Genomic DNA, 11,730 nt, shown 5'->3' on the forward strand with positions numbered 1-11,730 from the left:
GGCTTCCGCCCGACCGGCGAGCTGAGCGGCGGCCAGGCGGTGGCGGAGCTGGAACTCCCGCCGCTCAGCTGAGCAGCGCGGCCGCCTGCTCCCGGGCCTGCCGCAGCCACCCGGCGCGTTGGGCTGCGGGGGAGTCGGTGACGGTGCGGAACACCGTCCGCCGTATGTCGGTGACCCCGACGTACGGGAGCACGCAGGCCGCCCAGATCCGCTCCAGCGGGTCGCCGAACTCCTCGCGCTCCCGGTCCTCGGGGGTGTCCGAGGTGTTCAGCACCAGTGCCCGGCCGGCCCGCAGCAGCCCGGCCGGCTCGCCGTCGGCGGTACCGAGCTTGTAGGCGACGCCGGGGGCCAGTACCCGCTGCACCCAGCCGGTCAGGATCGCGGGCGGCATGCCCCACCAGTTGGGGTGGATCAGCACCAGTGCGTCCAGGTTGGCCACCTCGGCCCGGTGCAGGGCGAGTTGCGCGTCGGCGGTGGCACCGGCGGCGGCCACGGTGCCGGTCTCCTCGGCGGTGAGCAGCGGCGCGAAGCCGTCCGCGTAGAGGTCGTGCGCCCGCACCTCGCAGCCGCGCCCGCGCAGTTCGTCCACCACGGCGCCGTACAGCGCGTGGTTGAAGCTGCCCGGGTGCGGGTGCGCCAGGTAGACCCCGATCCGGCTCATCCGCCCTCCCCCTCAAGCTGGTTGGATGCCGATGCTACGGCCCTCCGGTGGCGGGTAGGGTGCCGGGTCATGACCGAGCCGGACTTCCTCACCGAGACCAGGGCGTTCTACGACGCCATCGCCACCGAGTACACCGACCGCTTCCGGAACGCGCTGGACACCATGCCGACGGACCGGGCGATGCTGGCGCTCTTCGCCGATCTGGTCCGCGCCGAGGGCGCGGACGCCAAGGTGGCCGAACTCGGCTGCGGCTCGGGCCTGGTGACCGGTCACCTGCGTCGGCTCGGTCTGGACGTCCGGGGCCTCGACCTCTCGCCCCGGATGGTCGAGCTGGCCCGGGAGGCCCACCCCGAGGTGCCGTTCGTCGTCGGTTCGCTCCTCGATCTCCCCTTCGGGGACGGCGAGTTCACCGGCGCGGTGGCCTGGTACTCGATCATCCACACCCCGGCGGAGCGGCTGCCGGAGGTGTTCGCAGAGTTCGCCCGGGTGCTCGCCCCGGGCGGCCACCTGCTGCTCGCCTTCCAGGTCGGCGACGTGCCCCTGCGGCTGGAGCGGCCCTTCGACCTGCCGGTGTCGCTGGACTTCCGCCGCCTGCGGCCGGACCACGTCGAGGAGTTGGCACGCGAGGCCGGTCTGCCGGTGGCCAGCCGTACGGTCCGCGAGCCCGGGCCCGAGGAGAAGGCCCCGCAGGCCTACCTGCTGGCCCGCAAGCCGGCCTAGCGGGCCCAGGCGGGGCTCAGATGGGCTCAGGCGGGCTCGGAGCGCGGCCGCCCGGAGGCGTCGAGGATCACCTCGTCCAGCACCTCGCGCGAGCGCAGCAGATCGGTGATCATCCGGTCGATCCGGGCCCGCTCCGCGCTGAGCTCCTCGACCAGCATCGGGGTGGCGGTCTCGCTGGGGCCGCCGTCCGAGTCCCGCATGCAGGGGAGGATCTTGTAGATGGTGCGGCTGGGCAGCCCGGCCGCGAACAGCTCCTGGATGTGGACCACCCGGTCCACCGCGGCCTCCGGGTACTCCCGATGGCCGCCCTCGGTGCGCCGGGCGTCCAGCAGGCCCTGCTGCTCGTAGTAGCGCAGCGAGCGCTCGCTCACGCCCGTCCGCCGGGCCAGTTCACCGATCCGCATGCCGCCCGCCCCCTGTCCCGGTGGAAGGCCCGGATCGAAGGCCCGGACCCGACACCGAGGTTAGCCTCCTCAGGGGGCGGCGCGCGGCGGACTGCCTCTCGTGCCATGATCCCTGCATGAGTTCCAACGTTTTCTTCGACATCACCATCAACGACGAGCCGGCCGGCCGGATCGTCTTCAAGCTCTTCGACGACGTCGTCCCGAAGACCGCCCGCAACTTCCGTGAGCTGGCCACCGGCCAGAACGGCTACGGCTACGAGGGCTCGATCTTCCACCGGGTGATCCCCGCCTTCATGCTGCAGGGTGGTGACTTCACCAACCACAACGGCACCGGTGGCAAGAGCATCTACGGCGAGAAGTTCGCGGACGAGAACTTCCAGCTCAAGCACGACCGCCCGGGTCTGCTGTCGATGGCCAACGCCGGCCGCAACACCAACGGCTCGCAGTTCTTCATCACGACCGTCGTCACCGACTGGCTGGACGGCAAGCACGTCGTCTTCGGCGAGGTCGTCGAGGGCCTGGACGTCGTGAAGAAGGTCGAGAGCTACGGCTCGTCGCCGAGCGGCCGCACCTCGGCCAAGATCGCCATCGCCAAGTCCGGCGTGGTCGAGTAATCATCCCGGTCGAGTAGCCGCCGCGGTCGAGTGATCACCGCGGTCCACCGCCGCACACCGCCCCGGAGCGGGACGTCGGACCTGCCGACCTCCCGCTCCGGGGCGGTGTCGTTCCGCGGCTCAGACCGGCTCAGGCAGGCTCAGCCCGACTCAGGCCGGTGCGCCGGGCGCGGCCGGCGCCCAGGCGCCCTGTCGCAGCCCCACCCGGCGCGCGGGCACCCCGGCCCAGATCTCGCCCGGCCCGGTCGAGCGGGTGAGCACCGCGTTGGCGCCCACGACGGTGCCCGCTCCGACGGTCAGCACGCCCTCCTTGCACACCACCTTGGCGCCCGCGCACAGCACCGCGCCGTCCTCGACCACCACGCGCCGCATCGCGCTCTCCTCCTGCGGCACCCAGGGGTCGGCCCGGCCGATGGTCACGCCGTTGTAGAGGGTCACGTTCGCGCCGAGCGTGGTGTACGGGTGCAGCACGGTGCCGAAGCCGCGGTGGAACACGGTGAGGCCGGGCCCGATCTCGCAGGCGGCCGGGACCTCCATCCCGTAGAGCGCGAGCGCCTCCTGGACCAGGCGGCCCAGGAGGCGGTGGCGTCGGCGGTAGACGAGTGAGGTGACGAGGGACATCCACTCATTGTGGTGCCGCGGTCACTAGAAGTCAGCGGCTCACTTGATGTCCGGCACCGCGGTGTCGTTCTTGAAGGCGTCGAAGACCTGCTTGGACTTGGCGGCGTCCCACAGCACGGCCGACTCCCCGGTCTTGGTCCGGTAGTCCGGGTTGCCGATGGGGACGGTCAGGGACTTGCCGCTGCCGCCGTTGACGTCCTTCATGGCGAGGAACAGCGAGCCCAGGTCGGTCAGTCCGCAGTCGTCGTCGACGATCAGGGTGCCGAGCGCCGAGTCGACCAGCGGGTAGAAGGCGAACGGGTTGAGCAGGGTGCCGGGGGAGGCGGCCTGGTGGGCGAGGGCGCCGAGGAACTTCTGCTGGTTGCGCATCCGGCCGAGGTCCTGGTCGGCCATCTGGTGGCGCTGGCGGACGAAGGCCAGCGCCTGCTTCCCGTTGAGGGTCTGCACGCCCGCCTTGAGGTCGAGGCCGGAGTCCTTGTCCTTGACGTCCTGCTCGATGTTCATCTCCACGCCGCCGATCGAGTCGACGACGCCGACGAAGCCGGCGAAGCCGATCTCGGCGTAGTGGTCGATGTGGATGCCGGTGTTCTGCTCGACGGTCTGGACCAGCAGGCGCCCGCCGCCGTTGCCGAAGGCCGAGTTGATCTTCGCGGTGGTGCCCTTGACGGCCTTCCCGTTGCCGCCCGGGTGCTCGGGGATCGGCACCCAGGAGTCGCGCGGGATGCTCATCAGGGTGTTCCCGTTGTCCCCGACGTGCAGGATCATCATCGAGTCGCTGCGCTTGCCCTCGGTGTCGTGCCCGGTGTGCAGGTCGTCCTGCTCGGAGTCGGTGAGGCCCTGGCGGCTGTCGGAGCCGACGATCAGCCAGTTGGTGCCCTTGCCGGCCGCCGGACGGCCGGGGTAGTCGGCCAGCACGTTCTCGTGGTTGAGCTTGGAGTCCGCCCAGAACCAGGTGGAGACGGCGGTCACCATGACGGCTATCAGCACGCCGAAGACCGACCACTTGACGATCCGCTTCCGCGGCCAGCGCCTCCCGGCCGCCTGGCCGGCGGGTCGCGCGCCGCCGGAGCCGTTCGGGCCGCCGGGCCGCCGAGGCCCGCCAGGTCCGCCAGGTCCGCCGGGTCCGCCGGGTCGGCTCGGGCCGCCGGGCGTCCCCTGCGCCGGGACGTTGCCGTACCGGGGCGGCTCGGGCCGCCGCGGCGCGGGAGCGCCCGGACCGCGCGGGTTCAGCCCGGCGGGCAGCGGCGGTTCGGCCGCCGGCCCACCGCCGCCGTTGCCTCCGTACGGGTTCCCGCCGCCGCCCGGGCGGCCCTGCTGCCACGTGTTCATGCCGTCGAGGATGCCCGACCCCGGTCGCACCGACTCCCCCCGGGGGTGCCACCGGGCCTCTTGTAGCAGTTTTGATGCACGCACCGGATCGTTCCGGCGAAACGTCGCGTCACCCGCGTTCCAGCTGCCGAAACGATTCTTGACCCGTTCGAACACCGCGTGTTTGCATTTCAGGCATGGATCAGCGTTGGGCACTCACGCGTCGGCGGCACGTCGACCTGCGGCGTGGGGTGGCCTGTTCGCTCTGTCGCGGCTGACGCGCACTCTCCGCAGCCCGTCGAAACACCCGCTCGCTCCGGGCTGAGCCCGTGAGTCCACGAGCCCACGAGCCCGTGATGACCGCACTCCGAGCACGACCGCACCGCGGTGTCTTCCCCCGCCGCGGTGCGCCGCCCCGCTTCCAGCCAGAGGTGAACCATGGCCACCGTCCTGTCCGTTTCCGGCTCCCCGTCCGCCACCTCCCGCACCACCCGCCTGCTGCGCCACGTCGACGCGCGCCTCGTGGAGCGCGGCCACCACGTCATCCCCTTCGAGGCGCGCAGCCTGCCCGCGCACGCCCTGCTGTCGGGCGACTTCGACCACCCCGAGATCGTCGCCGTCACCGAACTGTTCGCCCGCGCCGACGGCGTCGTCATCGGCACCCCCGTCTACAAGGCCGCCTACTCGGGCCTGTTGAAGGCCCTGCTCGACGTGCTCCCGCAGTACGCGCTGGCCGGCAAGGCCGTCCTGCCGCTGGCCACCGGCGGCTCGCCCGCGCACGTCCTCGCGGTGGACTACGCACTGCGCCCGGTGCTCAGCTCGATGGGCGCCGGCCACATCACCCAGGGCTGGTTCGTGCTCGACCGCCACATCACCGCCAGGGAGGACGGGACGACCCTGGTCGAGCGCGAGACCGACGCCCTGCTGGCCCCCGTCGTGACGGGCTTCGCCGATGCCCTGGAGCGTCTCGCCACCCCCGCGCTGACCGGCTGACAGCCGTCGGCGAACCCCGTACGGGGTGACCCGGAGAAGGCCCGCGGCGCCCCCTAGGGGGAGGGGCGCCGCACCCCGTAGAACCTTGGTTGAGCCGCTTCATTCCGGCGGAGGACGAGCCCTCCGCCGCCTGCTCCTAACGTGATTCACACGTCCTCGCCCCGCCGGAGAACACCGGGCCGGGGGCCAACGGGTGGGCCACTTCTTAGGAGACTCCAGTGACGACGGCAGCAGCCGTGTACGACCCCCAGCTTCCCGGCGGCGAGTCCGCCGTCGCCGCGTCGGCAAGACAGGTCACCAAGGCGTACGGCTCGGGCGAGACCAGGGTGACCGCCCTCGACGCGGTCGACGTGGACATCCAGCGCGGCCGCTTCACCGCGATCATGGGTCCCTCCGGCTCCGGCAAGTCGACCCTGATGCACTGCCTGGCCGGCCTGGACACCGTCACCGACGGGCGGATCTGGATCGGCGGCACCGAGATCACCGGCCTCAAGGACAAGCAGCTGACCCGGCTGCGCCGCGACAAGATCGGCTTCATCTTCCAGGCGTTCAACCTGCTGCCCACCCTGAACGCGCTGGAGAACATCACGCTCCCGATGGACATCGCCGGCCGCAAGCCGGACCGGGCCTGGCTGGACCAGGTGGTGGAGACCGTCGGCCTGGCCGGCCGGCTCAGGCACCGCCCGACCCAGCTCTCCGGAGGCCAGCAGCAGCGCGTCGCGGTGGCCCGGGCGCTGGCCGCCCGGCCCGAGATCATCTTCGGCGACGAGCCCACCGGCAACCTGGACTCCCGGGCCGGCGCCGAGGTGCTGACCTTCCTGCGCCGCTCGGTGGACGAACTGGGCCAGACCATGGTCATGGTCACCCACGACCCGGTCGCCGCCGGCTACGCGGACCGCGTGCTCTTCCTCGCCGACGGCGTGATCGTGGACGAGATGCACGCGCCCACCGCCGACTCCGTCCTCGAACGCATGCGCCGCTTCGACGGCAAGCGCACCAGCTGAGCGGCGGGACGACCTCGGATGCTGCTCAGAACCTCACTGCGGAGCTTCTTCGCCCACAAGGGGCGGATGGCGCTCTCACTCATCGCCGTCGTGCTGTCGGTGGCCTTCGTCTCCGGCACCCTGGTGTTCTCCGACACCGCCACCGGAACCTTCTCCAAGCTGTTCGCCGCGACCGCCTCGGACGTCTCCGTCCAGCCGCCCGTACCGGCCGAGGACGACCGGCAGGACAGCGACAGGACGCCGACCGTCCCCGTCGCGCTCGCCCAGCGGATCGCCGCGGTGCCGGGGGTGAGGACCGCCGTCGGTCAGGTCATGGTCGGCAACGCGATCCTGGTCAACCCGGCCACCGACAAGCTGGTCGGCCCGACCACCGGGGCGCCCACCCTGCTCGGCAACTGGACCGACACCCCGCGCAACCCGGTGAAGATCACCTCCGGGCACGTCCCGCAGGGCTCCGGCGAACTGGTGCTGGACGCGGACACCGCCAAGAAGGCCGGGCTCGGCCTCGGCGACCCGATCCGGGTCGACAACGCGGCCGGCCGGCACCCGTACACGATCGTCGGCATCGCCACCTTCACCACCACCAACCCGGGCGCCGCGCTGGCCTTCCTGGACACCCCGACCGCCCAGCAGGTGCTGCTCGGCGAGCAGGCCTACACCTCCATCGAGGCCTTCGGCGACGGCAGCCGCGGCAATGACCAGCTCAAGGCCGAGGCCCTGGCCGCGGTCGGCGGCGGCTACGAGATCAAGACCGCGGCCGAGCAGAAGGACCAGAACACCAAGGCGATCGGCAGCGGCCTCGACTTCATGAAGTACGCGATGCTCGGCTTCGCCGGCATCTCGCTGATCGTCGGCGGCTTCCTGATCATCAACACCTTCTCGATGCTCGTCGCCCAGCGCACCCGCGAGATCGGCCTGCTGCGCGCCATCGGCGGCGGCCGCCGGCAGGTGAACGGCTCGGTGCTGGTCGAGGCGCTGATCCTGGGCCTGCTCGGCTCGACCCTCGGGGTGGGCGTCGGCCTGGGCGTCGCGGTCGGCCTGATCAAGCTGATGAACGCGATCGGCATGGACCTCAGGGCGAGCGACCTGGAGATCGGGCCCGACGTCTTCGTGGCCGGCTACGCGGTGGGCATCCTGATCACCGTCATCGCGGCCTGGATCCCGGCCCGCCGCGCCAGCAGGATCGCGCCGATGGCCGCCCTGCGCGACCACGGCACCCCGGCCGAGGCCCGCTCCGACCTCGTCCGTACGGTCCTCGGCCTGCTGCTCACCGCGGGCGGCGCCGGACTGCTGGTGCTCGCGGGCACGGCGGACACGATGGCCACCGGAGGCCGGTACCTGGGCCTGGGCCTGCTGCTCACCCTGATCGGCTTCGTGGTGCTCGGCCCGCTGCTGGCCACCGTCGTCATCAAGGTGCTCGGGGCCCTGCTCCCGGCCCTGTTCGGCCCCTCCGGCAAGCTCGCCCAGCGCAACGCGATGCGCAACCCGCGCCGCACCGGCGCCACCGCCGCCGCGCTGATGATCGGGCTGGCACTGGTGATCGGCTCGTCCGTCTTCAGCTCCTCGGCGGTCAGCTCGGCCAGCGCGCAGATCGACAGGTCGGTGGGCGTGGACTACATCATCGCGGGCGGCCACACCCCGGTCACCACCGAGATGACGGACGCGGTGCGCCGCACCCCCGGCATCGACCACGTCACCACCCAGGAGCTCTTCAAGCGGGCGAAGGTCCAACTGCCCGGCGGGCAGAACGCGAAGACCGACCTGACCGCCGTGCCGGCGAGCTTCTTCGGCACCGACTTCCACCCCACCGTCACCTCCGGTGCGGTGGACTCGGTCGGGCGCGGCTCGCTCGGGATCGGCGAGACCTTCGCCAAGGACCACGGCCTGAAGGTCGGCGACCGGCTGACCGTCGACTACGGCAAGGGCCGCACCCAGGTGCTGCCGGTGGGCGTGGTCTTCCAGAAGGGCGGGCTGCTGGGCGACGGCTCCTTCGTCGGCCTCGACACCCTGACCGAGGTCGTCCCGGCCGCCGAGCAGCCGCCGGTGTGGACCTTCTTCGCCAAGGCCTCCTCCGGCGCCGACGTCGCCAGGACGCTGACCGCCCTGGAGGACGCTCTCCGGCAGTACCCGCAGCTGACCATCAAGGACCAGGCGGGCTACAAGGAGCTGGTGCAGTCCCAGGTCAACAGCCTGCTCTACCTGATCTACGGACTGGTCGGCCTGTCGATCACCGTCGCGGTGCTCGGCGTGGTCAACACCCTGGCGCTGTCGGTGGTCGAGCGGACCCGCGAGATCGGACTGCTGCGGGCGATCGGGCTCTCCCGCCGCCAGCTGCGCCGGATGATCCGGCTGGAGTCCGTGGTGATCGCGGTGTTCGGCGCCGTCCTCGGCACCGGACTGGGCCTGGCCTGGGGCGTCACCGCCCAGCGGGTCCTGCGCGACCAGGGCCTCGGGACGCTCTCCGTCCCGACCGTCACGATCGCGGTGACGCTGGTGGCCTCGGTGGCCATCGGCCTGGTCGCCGCGCTCGTCCCGGCCTTCCGGGCCGGACGGATGAACGTCCTCGCGGCCATCGCGACGGACTGACCCGGCGACGGGGGACGTCGGGTCCCCGGGGGAACGGGGGCAGGGGCCGGGTGCGTGCAGCACCCGGCCCCTGCGGTACGGTGATCGTGATCACAGCTCCGGCGCCGCCCTTCGGGTGACCGGGAGCCGCCCGGACCGGGACAAGACGGGGACGCGTCGGCACCGGTACGGTTGGCCCCGATGAACACCAAGGCTGCTGAGGAGCTGCCGGCTGTTTCCGTGATCATGCCGGTGCTCAACGAGGAACGACACCTGCGCACGGCGGTCCGGCGCATCCTGGACCAGGAGTACCCCGGGCCGATGGAGGTGGTGATCGCGCTCGGCCCCTCCACCGACCGCACCGCCGAGATCGCGGCCGAGCTGGTCGCCGAGGACCCGCGGGTGCGCACGGTGGAGAACCCCACCGGCCGGACCCCGGCGGGCCTGAACGCCGCGATCCGGGGCTCGCAGTACCCGATAGTCGTGCGAGTGGACGGCCACGGCCTGCTCACCCCCGGCTACATCACCACCGCGGTCCGGCTGCTCGGCGAGATGGACGCCGCCAACGTCGGCGGCATCATGCACGCCGAGGGCGAGACCGAGTGGGAGAACGCGGTCGCCGCCGCGATGACCTCCAAGATCGGCGTCGGCAACGCCGCCTTCCACACCGGCGGCCTGGCCGGCCCGGCGGACACCGTCTACCTCGGGGTGTTCCGGCGCGAGGTGCTGGAGAAGCTCGGCGGCTACAACGAGGAGTTCATCCGCGCCCAGGACTGGGAGCTCAACTACCGGATCCGCCAGGACGGCGGACTGGTCTGGTTCACCCCGCAGCTCAAGGTGACGTACCGGCCCCGGCCGACGGTCCGGGCGCTGGCCAAGCAGTACAAGGACTACGGCCGTTGGCGCCGGGTGGTCACCCGCTACCACCGCGGCTCGGTCAACCTGCGCTACCTCGCCCCGCCGTCCGCGCTGCTCGGGGTCGTCCTCGGCCTGGTGCTCGGCGCGGCCGTCCACCCGGCCTTCCTGGCGGTGCCCGGGGCCTACCTGCTGGGCATCCTCGGCGGCGCCCTGGTCGAGGGCCGGGGCCTGTCCGCCAAGGCGAAGGCGCTGCTGCCGGTGGCGCTCGCGACCATGCACCTCAGCTGGGGCTTCGGCTTCATCACCTCGCCCCGCTCGCTGGCCCGCAAGGTGATGAAGAGCGTCGGCCCGTCCCCGAAGGACGTGCTCTCCCGGGCGCGTTGAGCGGTCCTGGCCCGGACGGCCCGCCACCGCGGTTGCGCATGGCGGAGGTTGAGGGCGGGTCGGCCGGGCCGATGAGCCGCCGGAGCCCGTCCGCGAGGGGGCCGACGGTGCCCCCGGGTCGGTGGGCTCCACCGTGAGACGGGCGGAACCCCCGGGCGGGCGCGGCTACTTGGCGCAGACGTCGGTGTCGTCCGCCTGCACCCGCTGGAGGTCCTTCGGGGCCTCCGTCGCGGCGGCGGCCGGGTTGGCGGGCGCGGCCGCCGCGTCCTTGCCGAGCACCAGCAGCAGCGGGTCGTTCGGGCCCGCCTTCGGGTTCGGCCGGGCGGCGTCGGCGGGCAGCCCGAGCGCGGCCGCCAGCGCGGCGGCAGCGGCCTCCTGGCCGGCGGGGTAGGACACCGTGGTGGTCGCGGCGGCCGGGGCGTCGGAGCCGACCGCGGCCCGGGCGAAGCCCCCGGCCTTCAGCTTCTCCACCGTCGGCCCGGACCGTCCCCGCGTTCCGCTGCCGTTGCGCACCGTCACCCGGACGTCCTCGGCCGCCACCGCCGGGGTGGTGGCCGCGGGCGCGGCCGTGGCGGCGGTCCCGTCGGCGGGCGGCGGCGTGGCCGTCCCGGTCAGCGAGCGGTCGGTCGCGATCATCGAGAACAGCTGTCCGGCGTCCGGCTGTTTGAGGACCAGCCGGTTCTCGTCCTTCGGGTCGTCGAGGACGGGCACGGTGGCGAAGGTGATGTTCTTGGTGTCCACCTTGCTGATGTCCAGGGCGAGGTCCTTGAGCTTCTCCACGCTGCCGATGCCGGAGTCCACGGTGAGCGCCTTGGTGGCGGCGTCCGCGAGCTTGTAGAGCTTGGTCGGGCTGGTCAGGGTGTCGTCGCTCTTGATCTTGCGGATCATCGAGCTGATGAACTGCTGCTGCAGCGGGATCCGGGTGAGGTCGCCGCCGAGGCCGACCGCGTGCCGGGTGCGGACGAAGGCCAGCGCCTCGTCGCCCTGGACCACGTGCCGGCCCTTGGCCATCTTCAGGTGCGAGTCCTTGTCGTCGATGTCCTTGGCCGCGCAGACCTCGACCCCGCCGACGGCCGTGGAGAGGGTCTTCACCGCCTCGAAGTCGACCTGCACGAAGTGGTCGACCCGGATGCCGGTCGCCTTCTCGACGGTCTTCCAGGTGCAGCCCGGGTCGCGGCCCTCCTGGCCCAGGCTGTTGTTGAACATGTCCCGCGCCGAGCCGGGGATCCTCTTCCCGTCCGGGCCCTGGCAGTCCGGGATCGGCACCATCAGGTCGCGCGGGATGCTGATCACCGTCGCGTTGGAGCGGTCCTTGGCGATGTGGAACAGCAGCGTGGTGTCGGCGTGCCCGGCGCTGCCCTCGTCGCCGTACTCGCGGCCGAGGCCCTGCCGGCTGTCGGTGCCGAGCACCAGGACGTTCAGCGCGTCACCGGCGGCCGGGGGCCGCTCCGTCTCGTCGCCCAGCTGGACCTTGACCGAGGTCAGGTTGCTGTTGAAGTGCCGGTACAGGTAGTACGCCCCGCCGCAGCCCGCGACCATCACCAGGGCGCCGGTCCCGGCGGTCCACTTGAGGATCCGTCGGCGCCGGTTCCGCCGGG

11 protein-coding genes are annotated in these 11,730 nt (G+C 72.2%); 6 read left to right on the forward strand and 5 right to left on the reverse strand.

Annotation, left to right across the window (positions count from 1 at the left end; genetic code table 11):
* Window positions 1-64: 64 nt before the first annotated feature.
* On the reverse strand, window positions 65-661 hold the full coding sequence (locus J0670_RS15890; RefSeq protein WP_207812224.1) for an NAD(P)H-dependent oxidoreductase: 597 nt from the start codon (window positions 659-661) through the stop codon (window positions 65-67).
* 69 nt (window positions 662-730) lie between these two features.
* Between J0670_RS15890 and J0670_RS15895 the strand changes: the two genes are divergently transcribed.
* The gene (locus J0670_RS15895) at window positions 731-1,381 is read left to right on the forward strand and encodes a class I SAM-dependent methyltransferase (protein WP_207812225.1); all 651 of its coding nucleotides are present in this window, start codon (window positions 731-733) and stop codon (window positions 1,379-1,381) included.
* A gap of 26 nt (window positions 1,382-1,407) precedes the next feature.
* On the opposite strand, the gene J0670_RS15900 is transcribed toward J0670_RS15895, so the two are convergent.
* Window positions 1,408-1,785, reverse strand: a complete 378-nt coding sequence (locus J0670_RS15900; RefSeq protein ID WP_207812226.1) for a MerR family transcriptional regulator — start codon at window positions 1,783-1,785, stop codon at window positions 1,408-1,410.
* A gap of 116 nt (window positions 1,786-1,901) precedes the next feature.
* Here J0670_RS15900 and J0670_RS15905 point away from each other — a divergent pair, with 116 nt between their 5' ends.
* Entirely contained in the window at window positions 1,902-2,399 is a 498-nt protein-coding gene (locus J0670_RS15905; RefSeq protein WP_207812227.1) for a peptidylprolyl isomerase, read from the forward strand.
* Between the two features lie 150 nt (window positions 2,400-2,549).
* Here J0670_RS15905 and J0670_RS15910 read toward each other — a convergent pair whose 3' ends face one another.
* Entirely contained in the window at window positions 2,550-3,020 is a 471-nt protein-coding gene (locus J0670_RS15910) for a hypothetical protein (RefSeq protein ID WP_207812228.1), read from the reverse strand.
* A gap of 39 nt (window positions 3,021-3,059) precedes the next feature.
* Complete coding sequence (locus tag J0670_RS15915) at window positions 3,060-4,349, reverse strand: LCP family protein (protein WP_207812229.1); 1,290 nt, start codon at window positions 4,347-4,349, stop codon at window positions 3,060-3,062.
* Window positions 4,350-4,766: 417 nt separating this feature from the next.
* On the opposite strand from J0670_RS15915, the gene ssuE reads away from it, so the two are divergent.
* The 4 genes from ssuE (at window position 4,767) to J0670_RS15935 (ending at window position 10,132) form a co-directional block, all read left to right on the forward strand.
* Window positions 4,767-5,321, forward strand: a complete 555-nt coding sequence (ssuE, locus tag J0670_RS15920; RefSeq protein ID WP_207812230.1) for an NADPH-dependent FMN reductase — start codon at window positions 4,767-4,769, stop codon at window positions 5,319-5,321.
* 218 nt (window positions 5,322-5,539) lie between these two features.
* On the forward strand, window positions 5,540-6,325 hold the full coding sequence (locus J0670_RS15925; protein WP_207812231.1) for an ABC transporter ATP-binding protein: 786 nt from the start codon (window positions 5,540-5,542) through the stop codon (window positions 6,323-6,325).
* Window positions 6,326-6,343: 18 nt separating this feature from the next.
* Window positions 6,344-8,911: an ABC transporter permease gene (locus J0670_RS15930; protein ID WP_207812232.1), complete on the forward strand. Its 2,568-nt coding sequence runs from the start codon at window positions 6,344-6,346 to the stop codon at window positions 8,909-8,911.
* Window positions 8,912-9,091: 180 nt separating this feature from the next.
* Complete coding sequence (locus J0670_RS15935; protein ID WP_207812233.1) at window positions 9,092-10,132, forward strand: glycosyltransferase family 2 protein; 1,041 nt, start codon at window positions 9,092-9,094, stop codon at window positions 10,130-10,132.
* A gap of 165 nt (window positions 10,133-10,297) precedes the next feature.
* Here the strand turns inward: J0670_RS15935 and J0670_RS15940 are convergent.
* A partial coding sequence (locus tag J0670_RS15940; RefSeq protein ID WP_243437078.1) for an LCP family protein occupies window positions 10,298-11,730 on the reverse strand: 1,433 nt, incomplete at its 5' end.

This window comes from Streptomyces sp. FH025, assembly GCF_017427025.1.
Lineage (GTDB): Bacteria > Actinomycetota > Actinomycetes > Streptomycetales > Streptomycetaceae > Kitasatospora.

Excerpts from the sequence above, each read along its gene's own strand:
- J0670_RS15895 (WP_207812225.1), top strand. The coding sequence starts at position 731 with ATGACCGAGCCGGACTTCCTCACCGAGACCAGGGCGTTCTACGACGCC.
- J0670_RS15930 (WP_207812232.1), top strand. The coding sequence starts at position 6,344 with ATGCTGCTCAGAACCTCACTGCGGAGCTTCTTCGCCCACAAGGGGCGG.
- J0670_RS15910 (WP_207812228.1), bottom strand. The coding sequence starts at position 3,020 with ATGTCCCTCGTCACCTCACTCGTCTACCGCCGACGCCACCGCCTCCTG.
- J0670_RS15900 (WP_207812226.1), bottom strand. The coding sequence starts at position 1,785 with ATGCGGATCGGTGAACTGGCCCGGCGGACGGGCGTGAGCGAGCGCTCG.
- ssuE (WP_207812230.1), top strand. The coding sequence starts at position 4,767 with ATGGCCACCGTCCTGTCCGTTTCCGGCTCCCCGTCCGCCACCTCCCGC.
- J0670_RS15935 (WP_207812233.1), top strand. The coding sequence starts at position 9,092 with ATGAACACCAAGGCTGCTGAGGAGCTGCCGGCTGTTTCCGTGATCATG.
- J0670_RS15905 (WP_207812227.1), top strand. The coding sequence starts at position 1,902 with ATGAGTTCCAACGTTTTCTTCGACATCACCATCAACGACGAGCCGGCC.
- J0670_RS15915 (WP_207812229.1), bottom strand. The coding sequence starts at position 4,349 with ATGAACACGTGGCAGCAGGGCCGCCCGGGCGGCGGCGGGAACCCGTAC.
- J0670_RS15890 (WP_207812224.1), bottom strand. The coding sequence starts at position 661 with ATGAGCCGGATCGGGGTCTACCTGGCGCACCCGCACCCGGGCAGCTTC.